Origin of the sequence: Streptomyces odontomachi, assembly GCF_024435355.1 — a bacterium.
In the GTDB taxonomy this organism is placed as follows: Bacteria; Actinomycetota; Actinomycetes; order Streptomycetales; family Streptomycetaceae; genus Streptomyces; species Streptomyces odontomachi.
Window position 1 is genome coordinate 430,070 of the sequence record NZ_JAMJWG010000001.1, and the last position, 25,523, is coordinate 455,592.

Annotated in this window: 20 protein-coding genes; 11 read left to right on the top strand and 9 right to left on the bottom strand. The window is 71.0% G+C overall.

Annotated elements, in window-relative coordinates; all coding sequences use genetic code 11:
- Nucleotides 1-43 precede the first annotated feature (43 nt).
- From NQO67_RS01825 to NQO67_RS01835, 3 genes are all read right to left on the bottom strand, one after another.
- Nucleotides 44-1,870: a multicopper oxidase family protein gene (locus tag NQO67_RS01825; RefSeq protein ID WP_255945614.1), complete on the bottom strand. Its 1,827-nt coding sequence runs from the start codon at nucleotides 1,868-1,870 to the stop codon at nucleotides 44-46.
- A 344-nt stretch (nucleotides 1,871-2,214) separates the two neighbouring features.
- The gene (locus NQO67_RS01830) at nucleotides 2,215-3,264 is read right to left on the bottom strand and encodes an alcohol dehydrogenase catalytic domain-containing protein (protein ID WP_255946696.1); all 1,050 of its coding nucleotides are present in this window, start codon (nucleotides 3,262-3,264) and stop codon (nucleotides 2,215-2,217) included.
- Between the two features lie 267 nt (nucleotides 3,265-3,531).
- The gene (locus NQO67_RS01835) at nucleotides 3,532-5,064 is read right to left on the bottom strand and encodes a bifunctional aminoglycoside phosphotransferase/ATP-binding protein (protein ID WP_255945616.1); all 1,533 of its coding nucleotides are present in this window, start codon (nucleotides 5,062-5,064) and stop codon (nucleotides 3,532-3,534) included.
- A gap of 442 nt (nucleotides 5,065-5,506) precedes the next feature.
- Between NQO67_RS01835 and NQO67_RS01840 the strand changes: the two genes are divergently transcribed.
- Nucleotides 5,507-6,859, top strand: a complete 1,353-nt coding sequence (locus tag NQO67_RS01840; RefSeq protein ID WP_255945618.1) for a nicotinate phosphoribosyltransferase — start codon at nucleotides 5,507-5,509, stop codon at nucleotides 6,857-6,859.
- A gap of 2 nt (nucleotides 6,860-6,861) precedes the next feature.
- On the opposite strand, the gene NQO67_RS01845 is transcribed toward NQO67_RS01840, so the two are convergent.
- Entirely contained in the window at nucleotides 6,862-7,542 is a 681-nt protein-coding gene (locus NQO67_RS01845; RefSeq protein ID WP_255945620.1) for a CBS domain-containing protein, read from the bottom strand.
- Nucleotides 7,543-7,946: 404 nt separating this feature from the next.
- Here NQO67_RS01845 and NQO67_RS01850 point away from each other — a divergent pair, with 404 nt between their 5' ends.
- The 3 genes from NQO67_RS01850 (at nucleotide 7,947) to NQO67_RS01860 (ending at nucleotide 11,537) form a co-directional block, all read left to right on the top strand.
- Nucleotides 7,947-8,822, top strand: a complete 876-nt coding sequence (locus NQO67_RS01850) for a universal stress protein (protein WP_255946698.1) — start codon at nucleotides 7,947-7,949, stop codon at nucleotides 8,820-8,822.
- A 59-nt stretch (nucleotides 8,823-8,881) separates the two neighbouring features.
- Entirely contained in the window at nucleotides 8,882-11,281 is a 2,400-nt protein-coding gene (locus tag NQO67_RS01855) for a glycoside hydrolase family 65 protein (RefSeq protein ID WP_255945622.1), read from the top strand.
- A 64-nt stretch (nucleotides 11,282-11,345) separates the two neighbouring features.
- Nucleotides 11,346-11,537 carry a hypothetical protein gene (locus tag NQO67_RS01860; protein ID WP_255945624.1) on the top strand — a complete coding sequence of 64 codons (192 nt, stop codon included), beginning with the start codon at nucleotides 11,346-11,348 and terminating at the stop codon, nucleotides 11,535-11,537.
- Nucleotides 11,538-11,549: 12 nt separating this feature from the next.
- Here NQO67_RS01860 and NQO67_RS01865 read toward each other — a convergent pair whose 3' ends face one another.
- From NQO67_RS01865 to NQO67_RS01875, 3 genes are all read right to left on the bottom strand, one after another.
- Entirely contained in the window at nucleotides 11,550-12,320 is a 771-nt protein-coding gene (locus tag NQO67_RS01865) for an FAD:protein FMN transferase (protein WP_374118882.1), read from the bottom strand.
- Nucleotides 12,313-12,747: an FMN-binding protein gene (locus NQO67_RS01870; RefSeq protein ID WP_255945626.1), complete on the bottom strand. Its 435-nt coding sequence runs from the start codon at nucleotides 12,745-12,747 to the stop codon at nucleotides 12,313-12,315. The genes NQO67_RS01865 and NQO67_RS01870 overlap by 8 nt, the downstream gene beginning before the upstream one ends.
- Nucleotides 12,748-12,828: 81 nt before the next feature.
- The gene (locus NQO67_RS01875; RefSeq protein WP_374118896.1) at nucleotides 12,829-14,199 is read right to left on the bottom strand and encodes a ferredoxin reductase family protein; all 1,371 of its coding nucleotides are present in this window, start codon (nucleotides 14,197-14,199) and stop codon (nucleotides 12,829-12,831) included.
- Between the two features lie 308 nt (nucleotides 14,200-14,507).
- Between NQO67_RS01875 and NQO67_RS01880 the strand changes: the two genes are divergently transcribed.
- The gene (locus NQO67_RS01880; protein ID WP_255945630.1) at nucleotides 14,508-15,236 is read left to right on the top strand and encodes a response regulator transcription factor; all 729 of its coding nucleotides are present in this window, start codon (nucleotides 14,508-14,510) and stop codon (nucleotides 15,234-15,236) included.
- Nucleotides 15,233-16,732 (top strand): sensor histidine kinase, encoded by a 1,500-nt coding sequence (locus NQO67_RS01885; protein ID WP_255945632.1) that lies wholly within the window; start codon nucleotides 15,233-15,235, stop codon nucleotides 16,730-16,732. The genes NQO67_RS01880 and NQO67_RS01885 overlap by 4 nt, the downstream gene beginning before the upstream one ends.
- A 96-nt stretch (nucleotides 16,733-16,828) precedes the next feature.
- Here NQO67_RS01885 and NQO67_RS01890 read toward each other — a convergent pair whose 3' ends face one another.
- Complete coding sequence (locus NQO67_RS01890) at nucleotides 16,829-17,752, bottom strand: LysR family transcriptional regulator (RefSeq protein WP_255945634.1); 924 nt, start codon at nucleotides 17,750-17,752, stop codon at nucleotides 16,829-16,831.
- A 116-nt stretch (nucleotides 17,753-17,868) separates the two neighbouring features.
- Here NQO67_RS01890 and NQO67_RS01895 point away from each other — a divergent pair, with 116 nt between their 5' ends.
- A complete protein-coding gene (locus tag NQO67_RS01895; protein WP_255945636.1) occupies nucleotides 17,869-19,203 on the top strand; it encodes an MFS transporter in 1,335 nt (444 codons plus the stop codon).
- Nucleotides 19,200-20,417 (top strand): M20 family metallopeptidase, encoded by a 1,218-nt coding sequence (locus NQO67_RS01900; protein ID WP_255945638.1) that lies wholly within the window; start codon nucleotides 19,200-19,202, stop codon nucleotides 20,415-20,417. The genes NQO67_RS01895 and NQO67_RS01900 overlap by 4 nt, the downstream gene beginning before the upstream one ends.
- Here the strand turns inward: NQO67_RS01900 and NQO67_RS01905 are convergent.
- Complete coding sequence (locus NQO67_RS01905; protein WP_255945640.1) at nucleotides 20,383-20,850, bottom strand: hypothetical protein; 468 nt, start codon at nucleotides 20,848-20,850, stop codon at nucleotides 20,383-20,385. The two genes, NQO67_RS01900 and NQO67_RS01905, sit on opposite strands and share 35 nt — an antisense overlap.
- Nucleotides 20,851-21,348: 498 nt before the next feature.
- Here NQO67_RS01905 and NQO67_RS01910 point away from each other — a divergent pair, with 498 nt between their 5' ends.
- The 3 genes from NQO67_RS01910 (at nucleotide 21,349) to NQO67_RS01920 (ending at nucleotide 25,494) form a co-directional block, all read left to right on the top strand.
- On the top strand, nucleotides 21,349-22,827 hold the full coding sequence (locus tag NQO67_RS01910) for a DHA2 family efflux MFS transporter permease subunit (RefSeq protein WP_255945642.1): 1,479 nt from the start codon (nucleotides 21,349-21,351) through the stop codon (nucleotides 22,825-22,827).
- A 145-nt stretch (nucleotides 22,828-22,972) separates the two neighbouring features.
- Nucleotides 22,973-23,725: a GntR family transcriptional regulator gene (locus NQO67_RS01915; RefSeq protein WP_255945644.1), complete on the top strand. Its 753-nt coding sequence runs from the start codon at nucleotides 22,973-22,975 to the stop codon at nucleotides 23,723-23,725.
- A gap of 113 nt (nucleotides 23,726-23,838) precedes the next feature.
- Nucleotides 23,839-25,494 (top strand): purine-cytosine permease family protein, encoded by a 1,656-nt coding sequence (locus NQO67_RS01920; RefSeq protein WP_255945646.1) that lies wholly within the window; start codon nucleotides 23,839-23,841, stop codon nucleotides 25,492-25,494.
- Nucleotides 25,495-25,523 lie beyond the last annotated feature (29 nt).

Sequence of the window (25,523 nt, forward strand, 5' to 3'; positions counted from 1 at the left end):
AGGCCGTGGCACGGCGCCCGCCACGGGGGCCTCGCCTGTCCCGTCAGCCGTTCCGCTGCTGGCTCCCGCCCACCTGGTACGGCCGCATCATCTCGTTGTCCTCGTGTTCGACCATGTGACAGTGCCAGACGTAGCGGCCGGGCAGGTCGAACAGGGCCTTCACCCGCGTGATCTCGCCCGGATAGGCGATCACGGTGTCCTTGAAGCCGCGCTCCCAGCTCTCCGGCGGCATGGGCGCTCCGCCGAAGGACTGCCGGTCGACCACCTCGAATTGGACCTCGTGGATATGGATCGGGTGGGAGTCCGGGCTGAAGTTGTGCAGTTCCCACAGCTCGGTGGCGCCCAGCCGGGGGTTCTCCGTGATCGGGTCGGCCCAGTCGAGCACCACGGGGTTGCCGGCGGCATCGACCGTGCCGAGCGACGGCCGGATCGGCGTGCCCTGAGGCACGGGCGGAGTGAAGGCGGAGGCCACCTCGTTGAGGGAGAGCCGGCGGGTGACGCTCGCCGACCCGAGTGGCGTGATGTCGGGGAGGGTGAGCCGGTCCGGCGGGACGCTGGTGTCCCGGCTCTTCAGCGGGGTGACGACGAATTTCATCACCTGCCCTGTGGTGGCCGGATCCGCCACGGGAAAGTCCACACCTGGTTCGCCTCGGCCGAAGGGCATGTCCGCGCCCTCGTTGACCAGGTACAGCTCGGTGCCTTCCGCGACACCGGTGAAGTCGACGATGACGTCGGCCCGCTCCGCGTTGGCCAGCAGCAGCCGCTCCAGCCGCACAGGGCTGGGCAGGAACCCGCCTTCGTTGCCGATCTGCCAGAGCGGCAGAGCCGCTGTGGCCGGCCGGGTGGTGGGACTGTCCGCGATCTTCAGGATCAGGAACCGGGCATTGCACCCGTTGAGGAAGCGCAGCCGGTAGCGGCGCGGTTCGACCTCGAGCAGCGGCCAGGTGCGGCCGTTGACCACCATGGTGGTGGCGAAGAACTCGGGGTTCCAGATGGGGGGCACATCGGTGGTGGGGATGTACGGGCCGGTGAAGCCGTCGAAGGACGCCCGGCTCGTGGGGTAGGAGAGCGAGCCGTCGGCGTTGAACGAGCGGTCCTGGATCGCGAGGGGGATCTCGTGGTACCGGGTGCCGGGCGGATCGCCGAGGGCCGGCGCCGGCCCGGGCAGCACTCCGGAGGGCAGGTCGGACGGGCCGCCGCGGAGCAGGTAGAACCCGGCGGGGCCGGCGTAGACGTTGAGCCGGGTCATGCCCAGGGTGTGGTCGTGGAACCACATGGTCGTCGCCCGCTGGCGGTTGACGTACTGGAAGGTGGCGGTACCCGGCTGCCAGGTCAGGCCGTGCGCGTCGGCGAACTTCTCCTGGAACTCGCGGTAGAAGGACCCTTCCGTGGCGTACCCGCCGGGTACGTTCCTCGCACGTGGCAGATACCACGCTTCGGCGTAGCCGTCGCTTTCCTCGGCGTTGTGGCCGCCGTGCAGGTGAGTGACGATCGGGACGGGCCCGGTGTAGGGGCCTGGCGTCGAGGTGAAGCTCGGCCGGGAGTCCCGCCCGGACGCGCCGCCCGGTGGGTTCGCCCAGTGCAGGGTGGGATCGACTGCCAGCAGGTGCGGCAGGAAGTTCCCCTTCGTGTCGACGAGATCGTTCACCCAGGTGACGCGGACGGGTCGCCCATACGTGGCCTCGATGGTGAACGACGGGTAGTGGAACGTGCCCTTCCGGGTGAGTGAGCCGTATCCCCACACGGCGGTGGACGGCAGAGTCGGCGGCAGGATCTGCTGGTTGAACTGCCGGACGCCGATGACATAGGTGTCGATGCCGTTCCGGGAGGCCGCCTTCGGCATCGCCGGTGGGACCACCAGGGGGGCCACGTATTTCGGGATGCTCGTGGGGTCCAGCGCGGGGGTGGCGCCGGCCGCCCGGACCGCAGGGGCCCCGTCCGGGAGGGATGCCGCCCCGGAGCGGCCAGGAAGGACCAAGGCCGCTCCGGCGGAGGACCCGGCTGTGAGCAGTGTTCTTCTTGCAATCATCCCTACGGCTTTCCATTTGCCCGATCTGCATGGAATCAGCGCTGAATTTATACTTTGTGGGCAATGGGTGGTGAAACGCTGACTGCGTGTCACGTCATGAGTTCGGTGACCAGGCAGAGCCGAAGATGATGCACGGCGCGACTCCGCACCGCGACGGAAGCCGGCGGGCGCACGCGATCCGTGGCTCAGCGCGGTCCGTCGGTCCCCCGCGCACGGTGCAGCACGACCTTGAGGGCGCCGGTCTCGGTGCCGTGGGAGAAGACCTCGTATGCGTCTTCCATGCGGTCGAGGCTGAAGGTGTGGGTGACGAGTTGCGAGATGCGCAGGCTTCCGGACGTCACGAGGTCCAGCAGCCAGGGGGTGGAGAAGGTGTCGACCTGGCCGGTGCTGATCGTCACGTTCTTGCGCCACAGCGCCTCAAGATGCAGCGTGGCCGACCTGCCGTGCGTGCCGATGTTGGCGATGTGCCCGCCGGAACGCACGACCCGGGTACAGAGGACGAAACTGTCCGGACCACCGGCGGCCTCGATCACCACGTCGGCGCCGGGCCCCTCGGCCAGCTCGGCGATCAGCGATCCGGGCAGCTCGGCGGCGTCGGCGCCCAGCTGGGCAGCGGCTTCCAGCCGGGCGGGAGACAGGTCCACCGCGATGACGCGCCGGGGCGAGTAGATCCGTGCCGTGATGACGGCGGCAAGACCCACGGGGCCGGCACCCACCACGGCGACGGTGTCCCCGGGGCCCACCTGGCCGTTGCGCACCCCGACCTCGTAGGCGGTGGGCAGGACTTCGGAGAGCAGGACCGCGTCCTGGGGCGACAGGGTGCCGGGCCATCGGTGGGTGGAGTGGTCGGCGTGGGGTACTGGCACCAATTCCGCCTGTGTTCCGTTGATCAGGTTCCCGAGGATCCACCCGCCGCCGCCGTGGCACTGCCCGTACGAGCTGTCCCGGCAGGACGCGCAGTGGCCGCAGGCCGAGACGGCCGACACGATCACCCGCTCCCCGGGGGAGATGGAATGCACCTCGCGGCCGACTTCCAGTACCTCGCCGACCGCTTCGTGGCCGAGGACCGTCCCTGGTTCCACCTCGGGCAGGTCGCCGCGCAGGATGTGCAGGTCGGTACCGCAGATGGTGGTGGTGTCGACCCGCAGGATCGCGTCGGTCGGGCACTCGATCGCCGGATCGGCGACCCTGTCCCAGGAGGTCCGGCCGGGACCGTGGTAGACGAGTGCACGCACGGTACTCACTCCCTCGCTGTTCCTCTCCACCGTCGCCCTCGCGGAACACCCGGGCAACACGGGTGCGCTTGCGCCCCTTCGGTCGACAGAACCTAGGCCCTGTCGTCAAACTCCCGTCTGCTCGGCGACGCCATGCACGCACTCTCGCCGCACCGGGCACAAGCCCACGTACATCCAGTACGCGGACTCGCGCCCGGCACGCCGAGAGCACGCACCTGACGCCGCCGAGCCGCCCTTCGGGCAACGACGCGAGTTTGACGACAGGACCTAGCCCGGCTCCATGTAGGGGCGGCGGAAGACCGGCGCGTGGCCGGTGGCGTGGGGGCGTACGGCCGCCAGCGCCTGGGCGACCGCGGTTTCCAAGGGGCCGCCGGTGTCGATCACGACGGCTTGCGGCCACGGGGGCTCCGTTGCCGCCATGGCGGTGGCCACCTCGAGGTCGGCGTCGGATGCACCGGGCGCACGAGTGGTCAGGCGGGCCGCCGACACGTCGTCCGGAACCTGGCAGTGCAGGGCGACGAGGTCGGAGTGGGTGCGTCGGGCCATGCGCACGGCGGCTTCGCGCTGTGCCGCGTCGGACCAGGTGGCGTCGAGGACGACGGACTCGCCCATCGACAGCAACCTGGCTGCGCGATCGAGCAGGGCCGCGTAGGTCTCGTTGGTCCGTTCGGGTGTGTAGAGGCCTTCGTGGTAGCCGGCGGCGGCGGACTGCTCCGCCGGGATGCCCGCCAGTTCCTTGCGGAGGCGGTCGCTGCTGAGCAGCGTGACGCCCAGACGATCGGCGAGCGCGCCCGAGAGCGTGGACTTCCCGCTGCCCGGCAGCCCACCGACGAGCGTCAGGCCGACAGTGCAGGCCCGCAGGTGGCGCAGGGCAGTCGTGATCAGCCGGCGTGCTGCCCCCTGGGCGTCGTCGGCGCCCTGGCGGGCCTGGATCAGTGCGACCTTGGCGCGGACGAACGCACGGTAGGCGACGTAGTGGTGCCGCAGGGAGGGCGGTGCGGGGTCACCGGAGTACTCGCTGTACGCGGCGAGGAAGAACGCCGCGGCCTCGGGAGCACCGAGCCGCTCCAGGTCCATGGCGAGGAAGGCGGCGTCGTCGAGACCGTCGACGTAGCGCAGCCGGTCGTCGAACTCGAGGCAGTCCAGGACGCGCGGACCGTCGTCGAGGCAGAAGACGTCGTCCGCGAGGAGGTCCCCGTGGCCGTCGACCATCCGCCCCTGACCGATGCGACTGTCGAACAGTTGTTTGCGGCCGGCGAGGTAGCTGCGCACCATCCGCTCGATCTCCGCCATGCCATCGGGCGCGGGGCTCTCTCCCGCCAGCGCGCGGACCTGCGCGAAGCTTGCTTCCCAGCGCGACGACAGGGCATCACGGGTGCCTTCCTCGTCCACGGCCGGGCTGCGAGGCGCGTCGGCGTGACGGGTGGCGAGCAGCCGGGCAACGGTCCGCAGGGCATCGTCGACGCTCGCGCCTTCCTTCACGAGCCGGGAGAGACGGCGCTCAGCGGGCATGCGGCGCATCACCACGAGGGGCTCGGGCAGCTCCGCGTCAGGGCCGCGGAATTCCCCCACACCGAGATAGACGTCGGGGGCGAAGCGGCGGTTGAGGGCGACTTCCCGCTCGCACGCGGCACGTCGGGCTTCGACCGTGGAGTAGTCGAGGAACGCCAGGCTGACCGGCTTCTTGAGCTTGTAGACGCGGTTCCCGACGAAGAACACCAGCGCCGTGTGGGTCTCGCACACCTCTGCACGCGGGAGCGCACCCGCCTCGGGCAGGCCGACGGTGCGGGCTGGCTCCATGTCGACTGCCTCCGCTCGTACGAAGCCGGGACGCCGGTGAGCGTGTCCGCCCGCCCGGGCAGCACCGCGGCCGTCCGCGACATCGGTGGCTGCCTGGGCGGCTGTGCGGGTACTCGAGGCGCGGCATCGGAACCGACGCGCCGAGCACGGCTCCTCTCCTTCGAGGACTACCCCACATCTCCGCACGGCGCATGCGGTCATCGATGCGACAGGGCTCGGACGAGACGCCGGACCAGCGAGAGAACGAGAGAAGGAGGCCCGTGGTGCATGCGGTCGCGCCGGACAACGAGGCCCCTGACATGATCGCCGCCGCCTGGCAGCGGGCAGGGACGGCCGCACCAGCGGTTCGGCGGCGGAGGGAGGTGGCTCCCGCGCCCGCACGCTCTTGCAGGTCCGCAGGTGAGGGGACGGGACCCGCACCGCTGTCGAAGAGGTGACGCTGATGTCCGAGGCGACGACCACTGATCTGTACGAGGTCACGATGGCGATGTCGTACGTGTCCGAAGGCATGGCCGCTCCGGCGACGTTCAGCCTGTTCGTCCGCCACATGCCGCCTGACCGTGGGTTTCTGGTGGCGGCCGGAGTCGAGTCGTCGCTGGACTTCCTCTCCGGATTCCGCATCGGCCCCGATGACGTCGAAGCCTTCGCTTCGGCGCTGCACCGGCCGCCGCGCGACCTGGAGCCGTTGCTCGGCATGGAGTTCACCGGCGAGGTGCGGGCGGTGCCGGAGGGCCGGATCGTGCTCGCGGGAGAGCCGCTGCTGGAGGTGACCGCTCCGCTTCCGCAGGCGCAGCTGGTCGAGACCTACCTGCTCAACCAGCTCAGCCATCAGACGGCGATCGCCTCGAAGGCCGCGCGGTGCGTCCTTGCCGCGGCGGGGCACCCTGTCGTGGACTTCTCCCTGCGACGCACCCACGGCCCGCAGGCCGGTTTCCAGGCCGCCCGGCTGAGCGCGATGACGGGCTTCGCGGGGACGAGCAACGTTGCGGCGGCCACCGCTGAGGGCCTGCCGGCCGTCGGCACGATGGCCCACTCGTACATAGAGGCGTTCCAGTCGGAGGAGACGGCGTTCCGTGCCTTCGCGCGGTCCCATCCGGGCCCGGTGACGTTCCTCGTGGACACCTACGACACCGAGACGGGCGTGCACATCGCGGCACGCGTGCTGCGGGACCTGCGTCTCGGGCCCGGTTCGGCCGTACGTCTCGACAGCGGCGACCTCGGGGCGCTGGCCGTACGGGCGCGCGCCGTCCTGGACTCCGCCGGGCTGCCCGACGTGCAGATCGTCGCCAGCGGGGGCCTCGACGAGTACCTCGTGGACGACCTGGTCCGCTCCAAAGCGCCGATCGACGTCTACGCCGTCGGCACCCGGGTCGGGGTCTCGGCCGACGCGCCGTACCTGGACTCCGCCTACAAGATGGCCGAGTACGACGGCCGGCCGGTGATGAAGCTGTCCTCGGCCAAGGTGACCGCTCCCGGCCAGAAGCAGGTGTTCCGTCGCCCTGGATACGACGACGTCATCGGGCTGCGTGAGGAGCAGCCGCCCCAGCAGGGCGTGCCGTTGTTGGAGACGGTGATGCGGGACGGGCGACGCACCCGCGTGCGGCCCGTGCTCGCGGAGTGCGCGGACAGGTTCGCCGTCGATCTGGCCGAGCTGCCGTCAGCGGCCCGCCGGATCCGGGCCCCCGTTGCGCCGCGGGCGGCGACGTCAGAGCGGCTGACCGCGCTCACCGACCGGGTCCGGAGTCGTATCCAGGATGAGGCCCGTGCGTCAGCCGCGAACCAGCGGAGGTCCTGACATCACCGTGCGTCGTCTTCAAGGCCCGTTCGAGGGGCGGTTTCCCTGGTGAGGTGGGGTTCGACACCGACGACCCCCTCCACGGCGCGGACGAGGCGCACGGCGACCGAGATGAGCGAGGTGTCGTGGATGTGCCCGCGGAGGGTGACGACTCCGTCGTGCACGTCCACATGGATGGCGTGGCTGAAGGCCGGGAAGAGGTAGGACACCACCGTGCGGCGGACCTCCTCCTCGATGTCCTCGTCCGGCCGCAGGAAGACCTTCAGCAGGTCGGCACGGCTGACGATGCCCTGGAGCACGCCCTCGTCATCGGTCACGGGGAGCCTTTTGATCTGCCTGACGGCCATGATCCTTGCTGCCTGGGCCAGGGTGGCGCCAGGGTCGACCGTGAGGGCAGGGGCGCTCATGAGCTCCTCCGCCGTCACCGCCCCCGCCTTGGCGAGGTCGGCCATGCGCTGGCGTCCTTCGTGGAGGTTCGGCACGCTGTCGCGGAACTCCTCCTTGGACAGCAGGTCGGCTTCGGAGACGACACCGACGACGCGCCCTTCGCCCTCCAGGACCGGCACGGCGCTGACCTTCCACTGCTGCATGGTCTGGACGATCTCCTTGAAGGTGGCGTTCCGCCCGACGGCCACCACCGTCAGGGTCATCACGTCGCTCACGATGTGTGGGGTCTCCCGCACGTGAGACCTCCTCCTCTCGCCTTCTCGGCCCGTCCCGGCTCGCGCCGTAGGGCGCGACCGGAGCGCCGAGGAACCCGCACTTGGCCACGTGCTGTGCGGGTACGTCGCCAGATGGTCGCGGACCGGATCGGGGCCGCCCCCATGCGGCTGCTCGATCGACCCGGCACGTGAAGGCCGAGGGCGACGACCGTCCCGAGAAGGATGATCCAGAACGGGCGGCCCTGCTGCCCCCGTCCACGCAACCACCATGGCCAGACCCCACCACCGCCGCAATCCGGCGTGGTGCAACCCGGACCGACGTCCGCCGAGGACCGATCCGTGTGTCGCGGTGGACCCGGGGCGGTGCGACCCTGTCCAGGGGGGTTCTCGCAGCGCAGTGGCCAGGAAGGAAGACGATGGTGACGATGGACCTCCCGCTGGTGGTAGGTGTCGACGGATCGGATTCCAGCCTGGAGGCGGTGGACTGGGCGGTGGACGAGGCAGCACGCCACGGGCTGCCCCTGCGGCTCGTCTACGGCTCCCTGTGGGAGCGTTACGAGGGAGGCCGCCCGTCTTTCCGCTCCGACCGTCCCGCCGAAGTGCTCATGGCGGAGCACATCACCGCGTCCTGCACACAGCGCGCCCGGCTTCGCAACCCAGAAGTGAAGGTGTCGAGCGAGGTACTGCCCGACGACGCGGTGGCTGCGCTGCTGCACGCGGGTCGTGAGGCCTTTGCCCTGGTCACGGGCTCCCGCGGGCGCAGTGAGATCGCCGGGATGCTGCTGGGCTCGGTCAGCCTCACGGTGGCCGCCCGTGCCGGGTGCCCGGTCGTGGTGATGCGCGGTGGGGAGCGGAACCGGCAGGGCTCCTTCGGCCGCGTGGTGGTAGGCGTCGGTGACTCCACTCAGGGATCGACCGCCGTACGGTTCGCTTTCCACGAGGCCGTGGCGCGCGGCTGCGGCCTAGACGCCGTGCGGGCCTGGCGCCGCCCCGCCCCCGAGCATCCGGAGCGTACCCCGGTCGCGGACGACTCCGACCGTACCCACGAGGAACGGGCCTCGGCGTTCCTCACCGACGCGCTGGGCGAGCAGACGCGCAGTCATCCCGAGGTCGATGTACACCGACACGTGGTGGAAGGACCCGCGCACAAGGTCCTCCTGGACGCATCGGCCGACGCCGACCTGATGGTCGTCGGAGCTCTGCGGCGGCACGGCCACTTCGGACTGCAACTCGGTAGGACCGCCCACGCGCTGCTGCACCACTCCGCATGCCCCGTTGCGGTCGTTCCGCAACGAGCCTGAACCGGTGGGCGGATTCGCGGTCCGGTCCACCTCGCCGACGGAGAGGGCAGGGACGACGGATGTCGGAGTGGATCTGGGAGTACGAGGGCTACGACCCCGCTGCCGAGCGGTTGCGCGAGTCGCTGTGCACGCTCGGCAACGGTTACTTCGCCACCCGCGGCGCGGTGCCCGAGAGCAGGGCGGGCCTGGTGCATTACCCGGCGACCTACGTGGCCGGGTGCTACAACCGCCTGGAGTCGACCGTGGCGGGGCGACGGGTGGTCAACGAGGACCTGGTGAACCTCCCGAACTGGCTGCTCCTGCGGTTCCGTCCGCGCTTTGCTGACGGCTCCACAGGGCCGTGGTTCACCCCCGACGCACGGCGGTTGCTCGACTACCGGCAGACCCTGGACCTGCGCCGTGCCACCCTGACGCGCTCGTTCCGGTACCGCGACGAGGTCGCGGGCATGCTGACCGTGACGCAGATCCGTCTGGTGCACATGGCGGACCCGCACCTGGCCGCGCTGCGGACCGTCTTCACAGCCGAGGAGTGGTCCGGCGAGCTCGAGGTCGAGTCCGCTCTCGACGGTGACGTGATCAACGAGAACGTGCACCGCTACCGGTCCCTCAACCGTAAGCACCTGGCACATGTGCACACCGGGGCGGAGGAGCCCGGCACGACCTGGCTGCGGTGCCGCACCAGCAGTTCCGACGTCGGCATCGGTATGGCGGCCCGCACCGTCGCCGCCGGGCGGCCACCGACGTCGTCGGAGCTCCGTGCCTCCCGCCACCGTGCCGTTCACCGACTGGTGATACCGATCGCTCCAGGCCGACCCGCCATCGTGGAGAAGACCGCCGCACTGCACACCGCACGAGACCGCGCGATCAGCGACCCGCTGGGGGCGGCACTCGACCGGGCGAGTGCGGCTGCGGACTTCGCGGCACTCCTGGACTCCCACGTCACCGCGTGGAGGCAGTTGTGGGCGCGCGCAGACATCCAGGTGCCCGGTGAGGCGGGCCGCATCCTGCGGCTGCACCTGTTCCACGTGCTCCAGACACTGTCGCCGCACACCGCGGAACTGGACGTGGGCGTGCCGGCCCGCGGACTGCACGGTGAGGCATACCGGGGGCATGTCTTCTGGGACGAGCTGTTCGTGCTGCCGTACCTGAACCTGCACTTCCCGGAGGTCTCACGGGCGCTGCTCGACTACCGCCACCGCCGGCTGCCGCAGGCCTGCCGGGCGGCCGGCGAGGCGGGTCGGGCCGGGGCGATGTACCCGTGGCAGAGCGGCGCCGACGGACGCGAGGAGACCCAGCAGTTGCATCTCAACCCCCGATCGGGCCGCTGGCTGCCGGACAACTCCCACCTCCAGCACCACGTCGGCTCCGCGATCGCCTACAACGTGTGGCAGTACTGCGAAGCGAGTGGCGACACGCAGTACCTGCACACCAAAGGCGCGGAGATGCTGTTGCAGATCGCCCGCTTCTGGGCGGACAGCGCAACCTTCGCCCCCGAACTCGGCCGCTACCGGATCCGCGGCGTGCTCGGCCCGGACGAGTACCACGACAGTTATCCGGACGCCGTCCAGCCGGGCCTGGACGACAACACGTACACCAACGTCACCGCCGCGTGGGTGCTCAGCCGCGCCCTGGACCTGGTACGGCGACTGCCCGCATGGCGCCGGCAGGAACTGTTCGAGCGCATCGGACTGGACACCGGTGAACTCTCGAAGTGGGAGGATGTCTCCCGGCGGCTCAGGGTGCCGTTCCACCAGGGTGTCATCGAGCAGTTCGACGGTTACGGCGACCTTGCCGAGCTGGACTGGGACGCCTACCGCGCACGCTACGACAGCATCCGGCGCCTGGACCGGATCCTCGAGTCCGAGGGTGACACGGTCAATCGGTACAAGGCGTCCAAGCAAGCCGATGTCCTCATGCTCGGCTACCTCTTCGCGCCCGCCGAACTGCACGACCTGTTCCACCGACTCGGGTACGCCATGGACGACGAGACATGGCGCAGGACCGTCGACTACTACCTGAAGCGCACCAGTCACGGCTCCACCCTCAGCGGGCTCGTACACGGCTGGGTCCTCGCACGGGTCAGGCGGGCCGAGGCATGGACGTACTGCAAGGAAGCCCTGGAGGCCGATGTCGCCGACATCCAGGGCGGCACGACCGGCGAAGGCATCCACCTCGGCGCCATGGCCGGGACCCTCGACCTGGTGCAGCGCGGCCTGACCGGCCTTCAGACCCGGCAGGACGCCCTGTGGCTGGACCCTGTGCCGCTTCCGGCGCTGTCCGCGTACGGGTTCTCGCTGCGGTACCGCGGTCACTGGGGCGTCAGCGTGCGCGTGCGGAGCGGGCAGCTGCGCATCGGCGTGCCCGAATCCGAGGAGTCACCGATCCGCGTGGTCCTCACCGACGGGGCCGTCACCGTCGCACCGGGAGACACCTGCACGCTCACGCTGGCAACCCGCTGACCGGTTCGGCGCTCCGGGGCGGACGCGACGGGACGTCACGGATCCGGCCGGCTGTGCCGCTCACATGGTGCGGGTCTCGGGCGCCAGAGGCCGCAAGGTCTTCCAGAACGGCGAGCCGGAGGCGGGAATCTGGAGCGCCGGCCTGGCCCAGGGCCTGGTCGACGACATTCCCACGGTCCGGGACCTGGTGCACCGCATCGTCGCCGAGGCCGACGCCCTGATCTCCGGACGGCTGGCCGCCGTGTGCGGGGCCTGACCGTACGGGGCATCACCCATGCGCCCGGGACCGGGCGGCGGTCGGCGCCGCGGGCGCGCACGTCTCCCAGGTGCTGCCGTCGGGGCGCACGGCCAGGGCCCGCACCCCCGGCTGCCGGGCGAGCCAGGATCGGGCCTCGGCGCCCATCGCGTACGCAGCCGTCGCCCACGCGTCCGCGTCGGTGAGATGCGCGCTGAGCACGGTGAGCGAGGCGAGGCCGTCCGGCACCGGGGCGCCGGTGTGCGGGTCGACGATATGGCACCCGCGCTCCGCCGGTCCTGACGTGGCGATGGCAAGGGGGCCCGCGTGGTGTGCCACGACGGCCACGAGCCGCCCGGGGCGCAGCGGGTCGGTGACACCCACCCGCCAGGGCCCGCCGTACAGCTGAATGTCGCCGCCACCGTTCACACAGACGTCCCGTGCGCCCCCGGCCAGCAGCAGCCGTGCCGCGCGCTCCACCGCCCAGCCCTTGACCAGCCCCGTCGGGTCGAAGCTGCCGGAGTAGTGGGTGCTGAACCAGCCCCCGGTCCGTTCCTCGGCCCGCGTGCAGAGTCCCAGGACCTCGGTCACCTCGGGCGAGCACGCCTCGGCCGTGAGTTCGCCACGGGCCAGCCGGGACACCTCGCTGTGCGGCCGGTACGGGGAGAAGGTGGCGTCGACGTGGTGCAGCCAGGCCTCCGCCGCGTCGAGTGCTGCCGGGTCGACCGTGCTGCCGCGCGCCGTGAGGGAGAAGACGGTGCCCATGGTGTGCACGGTGCGGTGCAGCGCGACGCCCTCAGCCATGGGCCTTGTCCAGCGCGCTCTGGAGCGAGGAGACATAGCCCTGGCTGGTGTAGGAGGCACCGGAGACCGCGTCGATCTGCGCGCTCTGCGCATCGAGTGTCTCGTGGACGAGGACGGGCACGGAGTACGACGCGATGTCGCGGCTGCGCGGGTCGCCGTCCGGGGTCTGCACGGCGCGGGCGGCGGTGATCCTCGAGCCGGTGAGGGTGATCTCGACCTGGACCGGTCCGTAACGGGTCTGGACCGTTTCACCGGTGAGGGTCCGGGTGCCCCCCGCCGTGCTGGTTGCTGACGGGCTCGTCCGCGGGGGAGACGAGCCCACGGCGGTCGCCGGCCGGGCGTGTGGCTTGAGCGACAGGGCCAGCACGCCGACGGTGACGGTTGCCACACAGGTCAGCACGGTGCGACGGAGCGGGTGGGAGCGCATCGGGACGTCCGTTCCTTTCTGCCGGCAGGCATGGGCCGACCGCTGGGGTACACGCCGGCTCGTGCTGCCCCGGGTGCGGTCCTACAGGGCGAAGGACTCGTGGTGGATCTGGCGCGCCGGCACCTTCGCCGCGCGCAGGGCGTCGTACACGGCCTGCGCGAAGCCGGGCGGCCCGCACAGGTACACGTCGTGCGTGCGGACATCCGGCAGCAGCCGCAGCAGCGCATCGGCGGTGATCACCGTGCGGCGGCCGTCCGGGGCGTTGAGCACGTAGTGCACCCGGGCCCCGCGCGCCTGCGCTATCCGTTCGAGTTCGCCGCGCAGTGCCAGCTCGGCGGGGGTGCGGGCGCGGTAGAGGAGGGTGAGGTCGCCGGCATCGGCGGGCAGTGCCTCGAAGAGCGTACGCAGCGGAGTGATCCCGGTACCGCCGGCGATCAGCAGCACGTTGCGGCGGCGGCGCCTTGCCGGGGTGAGCGCCCCGTACGGGCCCGCCGCCCACACCCGGGTGCCGGGCGGCAGGAGCGCGAGCGCCGCGCTGTGGTCGCCGAGTGCCTTGACGGTGATGCGCAGCGCACCGCCCGCGGGCGGCGCCGACAGGGAGTAGGGGTGCGAGGTCCACCACATGCCTCCGGTCAGGAACCGCCAGCGCAGGAACTGCCCCGGTGCGGCGGTCAGCTCGTCCATCCGGCGCCCGCTCATCCACACCGAGGTCACGCCCGGCGCCTCGCGCACCACCGCCACGACACGCAACCGGTGCCGGAGATTGAGCCGGACGGGGGCGAGTACCCGGAACCACGACACCAGGGCCGCCGCGCCCACGTACAGGACGTACCAGGCGGCCCGTGCGCCCGGGTGCACGGAGAGGTCGGCGCCGAGCGCCAGCTGGTGTCCGAAGGCGAGGAAGACCGCGGCGTAGGTGAGAACGTGCAGGTAGTACCAGACCTCGTAGCGCACCCGGCGCCGCACGGCACGCGCCGAGACGACCCCCACCACGATCAGCACCACGGCCCCCGCCGCGCCCTTGAGCATCTCCGGGTAGTGGAACACGATCGTGTCGAGCTCGGCGAGCGGGCCGGCGCCGCCCTGGGCCGCGTACCCGAGGGTGATCAGCACGATGTGGGCGACGAGGAGGCAGATCGTCCAGCGGCCCGCCGAGGCGTGCCAGCGGGCGACGCGGTCGCTGCCGACGCGCTGTTCGAGCAGTGGCACGCGGGCCATGAGGACGACCAGCAGGGCGCACATGTAGCCGCTGAGGAGTCCGGCGATCCGGCCGGCGCCGGTCAGCCATCCGGCCGTGCCGATCACGGCGTCCGTGTCCTGCCACCACAGGGCGAGCACGGCGAGGCCGCCGGCCCAGGCCGCGGCCAGCAGGGGCAGGGCGGGGGAACGGTGGCGTGCGGGGCGGGGGGCGCGGTGGCGGACGGGCGCCGGGCTCTGGGTGAGGGTCACGATGGCGGGAGCCTCCTGTCTCCTGCGGGCTGGGTCCACTGTGCGAGGTGAAGTTCTGAGCGGGCTCTGAAGTGACTCCCGCGCCGCCGGGGAGACCCGCTTCGGTCCGGGCTCGGCGGCGGTCCCAGAAGAACGGCGGTCTCGGAAAGAACGGCGGTCTCGGAAAGAACGGCCGTTTCAGAAGAGACGCACAGCAAACAGAGAGACCCTGGTTCTGCGACCCTGTCGTCCGGGGAAGCCCTGGACGGCGCACCCGAAGGGTTGCCGTGTGCCAGCCCGCGAACCGTTCCCGTACCGCGAGGTCCGCCAGTATGTCCCAGCGCTCCACCCTCACCCGCCCCGACGGGGGCCCCGTGCGCGTGCTCGTCGTCGAGGACGAGCCCGACCTGGCCGAAGTCGTGAGCGGTGTGCTGCGTTACGAGGGGTGGCAGGTGCAGACGGCGGCCACGTGTCGTGCGGCCGTCGAGGCGGGGCGGGAGTTCGGGCCCGATGTGGTCGTCCTCGATGTGATGCTGCCCGACGGGGACGGGATGACGGTGCTGCGTGAACTGCGGGCCGCTCAGCCGGACGTCTGCGTGCTCTTCCTCACCGCTCGGGACAGCGTCGAGGACCGCATCGCCGGGATCACCGCGGGCGGCGACGACTACGTCACCAAGCCGTTCAGCCTGGAGGAACTGGTGGCACGGTTGCGCGGGCTGCTGCGCCGGGCCGGTATGACCAGGGAGCGGGCCGAGCGTGCGCTGCTGACCGTCGGGGATCTGGAGATGGACGAGGAGGCCCACGAGGTCAGCCGGGGCGGCATCGGTATCGAGCTGTCGCCCACCGAATTCGAGCTGCTGCGCTGTCTGATGCGGCATTCGCGCCGGGTGCTCAGCAAGGCACAGCTCCTCGACCTGGTCTGGCCCTACGACTACGGGGGTCAGGCCCATGTCGTGGAGCTCTACATCTCGTACCTGCGCAAGAAGATCGACGCCGGACGGGACCCCATGATCCATACGGTGCGGGGCGCCGGGTACGTCCTGAAACCGGCCGTGCGATGAGGCGGCCCGCACCGCTCAGCGGGCTCGTCCGGCTCGCCCACCGGACCGCACCGGCCGCCTGGCCCCGGCTGCGCACCCTGCGGGCCCGGCTCACGGGCGGGCTCGTGGTGCTGCTCGCGGTCAGCTGCGCCACCGTCGGGGTGGCGGCCGTGCTGGAACTCGACGGCTTCCTCACCGGCCGTCTCGATCAGCAGCTCGCGCAGGCCGGAACCGACTTCCCGGCCAGCCTCGAACACCGCGACCAGCCCAACGACCATGACGGCGACGAGTACGCCGACACCCGCCACCAGACCCCCGGTACCCTCGGCGTCCGCCTCGTGGGCGGGCACGTCACGAACGCCGCCGTGGTGCGCTCCGGCTCCCACCTGAAGGTGACCTTGACCCGCGCCGACCGGTCCGCGCTCGCCGGCGTACCGGTCAACGGCCGTCCGCACACCGTCGACCTGGCGGCTTCGTCCCTCGACGACTACCGGGTAGCGGCCTCTCCGGGGCGCGACGGGGACGTGCTGATCACCGGCCTTCCACTGGAGCCCGTCGAGTCGGCGGTACGCCACATCGAAGCAGTCGCGGCCGGTGTCTTCGGCGCGGCCCTCGCGATCACCGGGGTCGCGGGTGCCCTGTGGGTGCGCTGGTCGCTGCGTCCGCTGAGCCGTATGACGGCCACCGCACGGCAGGTCAGCGGTCTCCCGCTGGCCAGCGGCGAGGTGGCGCTGCCGCCGCGCGCCCCGGAATCCGACCCGCGCAGCGAAGTGGGCCAGCTCACCGCCGCTTTCAACCGGATGCTCGGCCACGTCGAGGACGCCCTCACCGAGCGGCACGCCAGCCAGGAGCGGCTGCGCAGCTTCTCCGCCGACGCCAGCCACGAACTGCGCACCCCGGTCGCCTCCGTACGCGGCCACGCCGAACTGGCCCTGCTCCATCCGGGCGCGGTGCCGTACGAGGTACGGCACGCTCTGGAACGCATCGAGGCCGAGTCCGCCCGCATGGGCACCATGGTCGACGAACTCCTGCTGCTGGCCCGTCTCGACGCGGGCCGCCCCCTGGCACGCCAGCCCGTCGACCTCACTCGCCTCGTGCTGGACGCGGTGGCCGACGCACGCGCGGCGGGCCCCGGGCACCGCTGGATCCTGGAGCTGCCCGAGGAACCGGTCACCGTGCCCGGCGACGGCCACCGCCTCCACCAGTTGCTCGCCAACCTGCTGCTCAACGCCCGCCTGCACACCCCCGACGGCACCACGGTCACCGTCCGCCTGACCGCATCGGGCGACACCGTGCACCTCGCGGTCCTGGACGACGGCCCCGGCATCCCCGAAGAGCTGCTGCCCAGCGTCTTCGACCGCTTCACGCACGGCGGGGGCCGCCGCACCCCGGGCACGGGCGGCGGCACCGGACTCGGCCTGTCCATCGTCGCCGCGGTGGCCGAGGCGCACGGCGGCACGGTCACCCTGGACAGCCGCCCCGGCCGGACGGCGTTCACGGTGGGGCTGCCGCGGTGAGAGCAGCCCGGGACCCCGGGGCCGGCGTCGTCCTCGGCGGCCCGCCGGCACGCGCGGCAGCGACGCGCGAACCCGGGTGGTTCCGGCCAACGGGTGTCATGCCCGGCCCGGGGTCTCGTCCTCGCCGCCCTCGGCGGCTCGGTGCAGCAGGTTCGCCAGCTGGTGCGCCAGCTCGTCCGGCAGCTCGCGGCGCCAGGCGAGCAGGATCGGCGAGACGGTCCGGGGCGTGCTGATCCGGGCGAAGCGCACGCCGCGATGCGGCCCACGTGCGACGGCGGCGGACAGCAGCGCCACCCCGTCGCCGGCCGCCACCAGTCCCAGTACCAGCGGGGTCCCCAGCGCCTCGTAGCGGATGCGGGGCACGAAGCCGGCCTGCGCGCAGCCCGAGAGGATCGCCGGGAGCAGTCCGTGGTCGACACGGCGCTCGTAGACGACGAAGTCCTCGCCGGCCAGCGCGGACAGCGGGATCTCCGCGGCGGCCAGCCGATGGCCGGCCGGCAGCGCGGCCACCAGCTCGTCGTTGTGCACCACCACCGAGTCGATGCCCTCGCCGGCCGGAATGGGCCCGCGGACCACCACGCAGTCGTAGCGCTCCGCCACCAGGCCGGCCAGGAGATCCGCCGTGTGCCCCTCGCGCAGCTCCCACATGACGTCCGGCCGCAGGGCCCGCAGACGGATGATGGCCCGGGGGAGCGCGTGCACCGCCATCGCCTCGACGCAGCCGAGCGTCACCGAGCGCGCCGGTGCCTCGGCCACGTCGCGGACCCGGTCGCCCGCCTGCCTCCAGCGCTCGAGGATCGCCTCCGCCTCCTGGCGGAAGAGCGCGCCGGCCGGGGTGAGCCGGACCCCGCGCGCCGATCGGTCGAACAGCGTGGCGCCGACGGCCGCCTCCAGCGCCCGCACATGCCGCGTCACCGGCGGCTGCGCCATGTGCATGCGCGCCGCCGCACGACCGAAGTGGAGTTCGTCGGCAACCGCGAGGAAGACTCTGAGCTGCTGGAACGTGGGGTCGATACCCATAACGGTATCGACGCTACCAATACCCGTATTGGACGGTCACGGGAACGCCGTCGAGACTCGGACGGACATTCGACCGCCGGGCGCCAGCGGCGGGCGACGAGCTCCGGGAGGACAGCATGACCGGCTCACCCGTCACCGGCGCGGCCGAGCGACGCAAGGTGTTCTGGGCGGCGACCATCGGAGTCTCCGTCGAGTGGTACGACTACGCGGTGTACGGCGTGCTCGCCCCGGTCATCGCCGACCGGTTCTTCGCCCCGGGCGACCGTCCCGCAGCGCTGCTCGCGACGTTCGGGATCTTCGCGCTGTCGTTCCTGGTGCGCCCGCTGGGCAGCATGTACTTCGGCAGCATCGGCGACCGGTACGGCCGGCGGAAGGTCACGGCCACCGTCATCCTGCTGATGTCGCTGGCCACCGGCTTGATCGGGGTGCTGCCGACCTACGACACCCTCGGCATCGCGGCACCGTTGCTCCTGCTGCTGCTGCTGCTGCTGCGCATGGCCCAGGGCCTGTCCGCAGGTGGCGAAATGGGTGCCCCGACGATGCTCTACGAGCACATCCAGCCGGGGCGCCGCGGGCTCGTCTTCGGCGTGTTCAACCTGTCGTCGTACGTCTCCAGCCTGACCGCGCTGGGGCTCACCGCCACGTTGACCAGCATGCTCGGCACCGACGGGATGAACGCCTGGGGATGGCGCCTGCCGTTCCTGCTGGCGCTCCCGGTCGGCCTGATCGGCCTCTATCTGCGCACGCGGGTACAGGAGTCCCCCGTCTTCCGCGAGCTCGCCGAGCGCGGGCAGGTGCCCTCCCGGCCGGTGCGCAGCCTGTTCGGTGCGCAGCGCCGTGCCCTGGGCGCCTACGGCGCGATGATCATGATCAACGCGGTCGCCTTCTACGTGCTGAACACCTACCTGCCGACCTACCTGTCTACGAGCGCCGGGGTGCCCCGCACCACCGCGCTGTGGGCCTCGGCGCTGATCTCGTTCACGATGATCCTCATCCAGCCCCTGTACGGCCTGCTGTCCGACCGGGTCGGGCGGAAGCCGGTCTTCCTCGGCGCCGTCGTCGGCCTCTTCCTGCTGAGCGTGCCGGCGTTCTTCGTGGCGGGCGCCGGCGGCTTCGCCATGGTGTACCTGGGGGAGCTGCTGTTCGTCCTGGCCGCGGCGCCGACCAGCGCGTTGTCCGCGGTCGTCGGCCTGGAACTGTTCCCGCCCGGCGTGCGGTACAGCGGCGTCGCGATCGGCTACAACTTCGCCTACGCCGTCTTCGGCGGCACCGCGCCGTACGTGGCCACCTGGCTGCTGGACACCACCGGTTCCCGGCTGTCGCCGCCGATGTACATCATGGCGATCGCCGTGGTGTCGTTCCTGGTCCTGTGGCGGCTGCTCCCGGAGACCGCGCCCTGCGTCACCGCACCGCACGAGCACCCTGCGGACACCGAGGCCACGCCGGCATGAGGGCGGCGGAGACACCCGGCGTCGACCGCGAACGGGCCCTGGAAACGCTGCGTCGCATGGTCCGCTTCGACAGCCGGACCGAGACCCCCCAGGAGAGCTCGGTGGTGGACTGGCTGCTCGGCGAGCTGGCCGGGATCGGCCTGCGCGTGCACCGGCAACCGGTGGGCCCCGGCCGGTACAACGCGATCGGCGTGTGGCCCGGCAGCGGTTCGGGCACCTCGCTGATGTTCAACGGGCACGTGGACACCAACCCGCTCACCGAAGGGTGGACGGTCGACCCGTGGGGCGGACTGGTGGACGAGACCTTCGTGTACGGCCTCGGCGTCTCCAACATGAAGGCCGGGTGCGCCTCCTACCTGGAGGCGGTGCGCGCCCTGGCCGGGGCCGGCCTGCGACCGCGCGGCGACGTGCTGCTCACCTTCGTGGTGGGTGAACTCCAGGGCGGCGTGGGCACCCGCCGGCTGATCGAGGACGGCTGGCGGGCGGACTGCTTCGTCAACTGCGAGCCCACCGATCTCACGGCGCTCACCGCGCACGCCGGCGCGTTGACGTTCGAGGTGGAACTGCACGGCTCGACACGGCACATGTCCAAGCGTGAGGAGGCCGCTGACGCGTTGGCCGCGGCTGCCGACCTGGTGCCGGCGCTCAACGCCCTCACGTTCGCCGGTGCGGCCACCGCCGAGGCGCACCGGGTGAACCGCACGCACGTGGGCGTCGTGCGCTCCGGCCTCGGCAGCGACCTCCTGGGCACCCGACCACCGCAGGTCGCGGACGTGGCCCGACTCGCCGGCAGCGCCCGCTACGGCCAGGGGCAGACCCCGGACACCGTGCTCGCCGAACTGACGACCGAGGTCGAACGCGTGTGCCTGCGCCATCCGGGGGTGCGGGCCGCGGTGGCGCGCACGGACGGCGCCGGGCCGACCATGGACCAGCCGTTCTTCGTCGACCCGGAAGAGCCGGTGGTCACCGCGGTGAACGCCGCGTACCGCGCCGTGCGCGGCGAGGCTCAACTGACCGGCGCGATCCGGCCCTACTGCTTCTACGGCAGCGACGCCTCCCTGTTGCAGCACGCCGCGGGCATGCCCGGCCTGGTGTGCGGGCCCGGCGGCAAGTACAACACCATGCCTGACGAGCGGGTGGAGATCTCCGACTACCTGGACATGGCGCGGGTCCACCAGCTCACCATCGACCGGATCTGCGGCCTGGCGGGCTGATCGACAGCGAAGTCAGGCAGCCCCGGTGCCACCGCCACGGCACAAGCTGCACGACGCCGAACGCCACCTCGACGACGAGGAACAGCCACAGCACCCGCGTGACACCGTGGGCCAGCGCGTACGCCTGCCATGCCGCGAACAGCGTGCGCGCCACCCCGTCGAGCAATCCGTGCACGGGCAGCGGCTTGACGATGCGCAGGACGGCCCAGACACACACGACCGAGCCCATCAGATTCGCGTACAGGGTCTGCATCGGGTCGAGATCGGGCATGGCGCCCAGCCCCAGGCCGTCGCCCAACGCGGACAACGCGTCATGCACCAGCGCGTACGTCCACGGCGTCGCGAACCCCGCCGTGACCGCGAGGTCGTACCAGGCGCTTGCGCGAACGACCCGAAGGTAGCCAGGGCGCGCGGGGGTGACGAGAGAGATCACTATGAGGCTCCTGCCGGTCTCGTGACAGCGACGCCTCACGCTAAACAGTGGAGCACGCTCCAAGGTCAAGCCCGCGGGCCGGCGCAGACGGTGGAGCAGGCGGCGCAGACGGTGGAGGAGGCGGTGCACACGGTCGACGGCGGCCGCCGGCAGGCCGGCGCCCGCGCTTCGCTGCCCCTGAACGCTGCCGGCCCGGGCGGTATTGATACATTCATGTTCGATTACGGTTCATTGGTATTCCGAACCATCATGTCGTCCGGCGTGAGGGTGGGGGCACGTCGGCCACAGTCAGGCCAACGCCGTCAAAGCCCGGGCGGATCTGTCGTCTGCGGCGGTGCCGTGATGACGCGCGTCGAGCCGGTGCAGGCCGCTGCCTGCACGATCAGGGCCCTGCTCCGGCGGGGGCCGCACGGCGGTCGCGGTCATCCGGCAGCCCACAGGTGGCGGACGAGGGCCTGGCGACTTGGGTGGTTCTGTCTTTCCCTGAAAGGTTGAGAAGTGACATCACAACAGGGTGAGATCAGTCCCCCTCTGGACAAACCACACGACAAACTCGACAGCAGCGTCCTCCTCGTGGCCGGCGTGATCGTGCTCGGCGGGATCATGTCGATCCTGGACATCACGGTGGTGTCGGTCGGTCTACAGACCTTCCAGAAGGAGTTCAGCGCGACCTCGGCCCAGGTGGCCTGGACGATGACCGGCTACACGCTCGCTCTGGCCAGCGTCATCCCGCTCACCGGCTGGGCTGCCGACAGGTTCGGCACCAAACGGCTCTACCTGCTCGCGATCATCCTGTTCGCCGCCGGCTCGTCGCTGTGCGCGGCCGCCAACTCCCTCGAGATGCTGGTCACGTTCCGGGTCGTCCAAGGCCTCGGCGGCGGCATGCTGATGCCGCTCGGCATGACGATCCTGACGCGTGCCGCCGGACCCGAGCGGGTCGGCCGGGTGATGGCGGTGCTCGGTATACCCATGCTGCTCGGCCCGATCTTCGGGCCCATCCTGGGTGGCTGGCTGATCGACGCCGCCTCTTGGCACTGGATCTTCCTGATCAACGTGCCGATCGGCGTGATCGCGCTGGTCTACGCGGCGATCGTGCTGCCCAAGGACCATGTGCAGCCGTCGGAGACCTTCGACTGGCTGGGCATGGTGATGCTCTCGCCGGGACTCGCGACGTTCCTGTACGGCGTCTCGACCATCCCCGAGGCCGGCACGGCCTGGGACAGGGGCGTGCTCGTGCCCGCAGCCATCGGACTGGTCCTGATCGCGGCATTCGTACCCTGGGCACTGCACCCCCGCAACATCCACCCACTGGTCGACCTGCGGCTGTTCCTCAACCGGAGCATGAGTATCGCGGTGATCGCGATGTCCCTGTTCGCCATCGCGTTCTTCGGCGCCAGCCTGCTGTTCCCGCTCTACTTCCAGCAGGTGCGCGGCGAGTCGGCGCTCGACTCCGGGCTCCTTCTCGCCCCGCAGGGCGTCGGCGCGATGATCACGATGCCGATCGCGGGGATGCTCGCCGACAAGATCGGCCCCGGGAAGATCGTGCTGACCGGCATCGCGGTGATCACCGTCGGCATGGGCATGTTCACGCAACTGGAGGCCGACACCTCCTACAGCTACATCCTCACCGCGCTCTTCGTGATGGGCCTCGGGATGGGCGCCGCGATGATGCCGATCATGGCATCGGCGCTGGCCACCCTGAAGGACCACAACATCGCCCGCGGTTCGACGCTGATGAACATCGTCCAGCAGGTGGCGGCCTCGATCGGCACCGCCCTGTTCTCGGTGCTCCTCACCAACGGCCTCAAGGACATCGTCCCGGCGTCCCCCAGCGACCTGCGCGACCAGATGGGCGACGCCTACGCCACGGTGTTCGTGGTGGCGGCCATCCTCATTGCCGTCGTCCTGGTCCCCGCCGCCCTGCTGCCCCGCAAGAAGGTCAAGGCGGCCGACCCCACGGCGATGATCGGGCACTGAGCCCCGTGTCCGCCCGGGCGTACGTCCGGGCGGACACACGACGCCCGGCCCGGCTGACGCGACGCCGCCGGGTGAGAACCCGGAAACGAGCCGTTCACACCACGTGGGCTTCCCGGGAAACAAGCAGTTCCTAGCGTGTCCGCTCATGGACGCGAAGCTGTATACGCAGCCGGACACCGTGCCGGATCCGGCCGCGATACCTGCGACACCTGCGACGCCTGCCCCCGCCCTGCGCGAGGCGATCTACGCCAAGCTGCGCACGGCCGTGCTCGACGGCGACTTCGGCCCGCGTGAGCGGCTGGCCGAAATGCGGCTTGCCACGCGATACGGGGTGTCGCGCACCCCGGTACGCGAGGCGCTGGCACGACTCCTGGCGGACGGACTGATCGAGCGGGGCGACGCCGGCTTCTTCGTCACGATCCCCAACCTGACCCAGCTGAAGCACTTCTACGAACTCCGGGTCACCCTGGAGCTACGCGGCATCGCCCGCGTGATCGAGGACCCCTCCGTCCGGCACGATTCCGCAGTCGTCGCGGCCGAGTTGGACCGCTGGTACGCGATGCGTGAGAGCCGGCCGGCACCGGACCCGCGGTTCGTGGTCCAGGACGAGCGGTTCCACGCCGAACTCTCCCGCGCCTCCGGCAATCCCGCGCTGACCGACGCCCTCGTGGCGGTCAGCGAGCGCATCCGCCGGGTCCGCATGTACGACTTCCTCACCGAGGACCGGGTCGAGACGACCGTCACCGAGCACATCGAGATCATGGAACTGGTCCTCGCCGCACGCCTCGACGACGCGTACCGGGCCCTGCACGCCCACGTCGGTGACTCGATGGCCGTGGTGATGGAACGCGCGCAGCGCGCCATGACGCAGATGGCCCTGCACTCCGACCGCATCTGATCGGCTCCGGCCTGCCCTGACGACCGGCTTCGAGCGTCCCGCCGACGACGTCCCTCGGGGGCCCGTACCGGAACAGCACCCGCACCCATCCCCGGCAATTCCCAGGAGGTGACATGAGCACAACCGAGTCACGGCTGACAGCAGAGCCCTCGAAGCCCATGACCGACCAGGCGACCAGGGAGACGCTGGAGGACTACACCCTCCGGTTCGCGCCCCGCAGTTACCGCCGCTGGTCGCCCATGGTCGTGGCCACCACCGCCCTCGGCGGCATCGCCTACATGGCCGACTTCTCCATCGGCGCCGGCATCGGCCTGGCCCACGGCACCGGAAACGCCCTCGTCGCGATAGCCGTCGCCGCCATGGTCATCTTCGTCACCGGTGTCCCGCTGGCGTACTACGGCGCCCGCTACAACATCGACCTGGACCTGATCACCCGCGGCTCCGGCTTCGGCTACTACGGCTCGGTGCTCACCAGCGTCATCTTCGCCAGCTTCACCTTCATCTTCTTCGCCCTGGAAGGCTCGATCATGGCCCAGGGCATCAAGCTGGGCCTCGGACTGCCGCTGTGGCTGGGCTACCTGGTCTCCACCTTCATGGTGATCCCGCTGGTGATCTACGGAATGAAGGCGCTGAGCAGGCTCCAGGTGTGGACCACCCCGGTCTGGCTGCTGCTGATGGTCGCCCCGCTGGTCTACCTGGTCGCCAAGGACCCGGGCACGGTCGACCGCTTCTTCGCGTACCCGGGCACGGCCGGCGACGGGGGCGTCAACACCGCATCCGTGCTGCTGGGCGCGGGCGTGTGTCTCTCCCTCATCGCGCAGATCGGCGAGCAGATCGACTACCTGCGCTTCATGCCACCCAGGACCGAGGCGAGCAAGCGCAGCTGGTGGACCGCCGTGCTCATGGCCGGCCCCGGCTGGGTGGTGCTCGGCGCGCTGAAGCAGGCCATCGGCGTCTTCCTCGCCGTCTACATCCTGGCCGAGGTGGGCCCGGCGGCGGCGACCGAGCCGATCCAGCAGTTCCGCGGCGCCTTCGACGCGATGATGCCGTCCTGGATGGTCATCCCGCTGGCCGTGGGCCTGGTCGTCATCAGCCAGATCAAGATCAACGTGACGAACGCGTACTCGGGTTCCCTGGCGTGGACGAACTCCTTCACCCGCGTCACCCGGCACTACCCGGGACGCCTGGTCTTCGTCCTGGTCAACCTGGGTTTCGCGCTCGCCCTGATGGAAGCCGACATGTTCAGCTTCCTCAACAGCATCCTGAGCTTCTACTCGAACTGCGCCATCGCCTGGGTCGTCACCGTCGCCACCGACATCGGCATCAACAAGTACCTGCTGAAGCTCTCCCCGCTCCGGCCGGAGTTCCGCCGCGGCATGCTGCACGCCGTCAACCCGGTCGGCGTCGTCGCCTTCGTCGCCGCCTCCGGCCTGTCCATCGCCCTGTACTTCCACGCCCTCGGGGACACCCTCCAGCCGTACTCGCCGGTCGCCGCGGCCGTCATCGCCTTCGTCCTCACCCCCCTCATGGCCGTTGTCACCAAGGGCCGGTACTACCTGCGCCGCACCGACGACGGCATCGAGGAGCCACTGCTCGACGCGGCGGGCAACCCGAGTGCGACGACATACGACTGCCATGTCTGCCGCCAGCCCTACGAACGCCCTGACCTGGCCTTCTGCGCCACCCACAACGCGGCCGTGTGCTCGCTGTGCCTGAGCACCGACAAGGTCGGCGACCACGTCCTGCCCGCCCAGCCGTCCGGCGCCTGAACCCGCTTCCCGTCCCGAGGAGTCGTCGT

Bases quoted from the DNA above. Each gene is read 5' to 3' on its own strand.
- NQO67_RS01835 (WP_255945616.1), bottom strand. From the start codon at position 5,064: ATGGAGCCAGCCCGCACCGTCGGCCTGCCCGAGGCGGGTGCGCTCCCG.
- NQO67_RS01840 (WP_255945618.1), top strand. From the start codon at position 5,507: ATGTCCGAGGCGACGACCACTGATCTGTACGAGGTCACGATGGCGATG.
- NQO67_RS01850 (WP_255946698.1), top strand. From the start codon at position 7,947: ATGGACCTCCCGCTGGTGGTAGGTGTCGACGGATCGGATTCCAGCCTG.
- NQO67_RS01855 (WP_255945622.1), top strand. From the start codon at position 8,882: ATGTCGGAGTGGATCTGGGAGTACGAGGGCTACGACCCCGCTGCCGAG.
- NQO67_RS01860 (WP_255945624.1), top strand. From the start codon at position 11,346: ATGGTGCGGGTCTCGGGCGCCAGAGGCCGCAAGGTCTTCCAGAACGGC.
- NQO67_RS01865 (WP_374118882.1), bottom strand. From the start codon at position 12,320: ATGGCTGAGGGCGTCGCGCTGCACCGCACCGTGCACACCATGGGCACC.
- NQO67_RS01870 (WP_255945626.1), bottom strand. From the start codon at position 12,747: ATGCGCTCCCACCCGCTCCGTCGCACCGTGCTGACCTGTGTGGCAACC.
- NQO67_RS01880 (WP_255945630.1), top strand. From the start codon at position 14,508: ATGTCCCAGCGCTCCACCCTCACCCGCCCCGACGGGGGCCCCGTGCGC.
- NQO67_RS01885 (WP_255945632.1), top strand. From the start codon at position 15,233: ATGAGGCGGCCCGCACCGCTCAGCGGGCTCGTCCGGCTCGCCCACCGG.
- NQO67_RS01890 (WP_255945634.1), bottom strand. From the start codon at position 17,752: ATGGGTATCGACCCCACGTTCCAGCAGCTCAGAGTCTTCCTCGCGGTT.
- NQO67_RS01895 (WP_255945636.1), top strand. From the start codon at position 17,869: ATGACCGGCTCACCCGTCACCGGCGCGGCCGAGCGACGCAAGGTGTTC.
- NQO67_RS01900 (WP_255945638.1), top strand. From the start codon at position 19,200: ATGAGGGCGGCGGAGACACCCGGCGTCGACCGCGAACGGGCCCTGGAA.
- NQO67_RS01915 (WP_255945644.1), top strand. From the start codon at position 22,973: ATGGACGCGAAGCTGTATACGCAGCCGGACACCGTGCCGGATCCGGCC.
- NQO67_RS01920 (WP_255945646.1), top strand. From the start codon at position 23,839: ATGAGCACAACCGAGTCACGGCTGACAGCAGAGCCCTCGAAGCCCATG.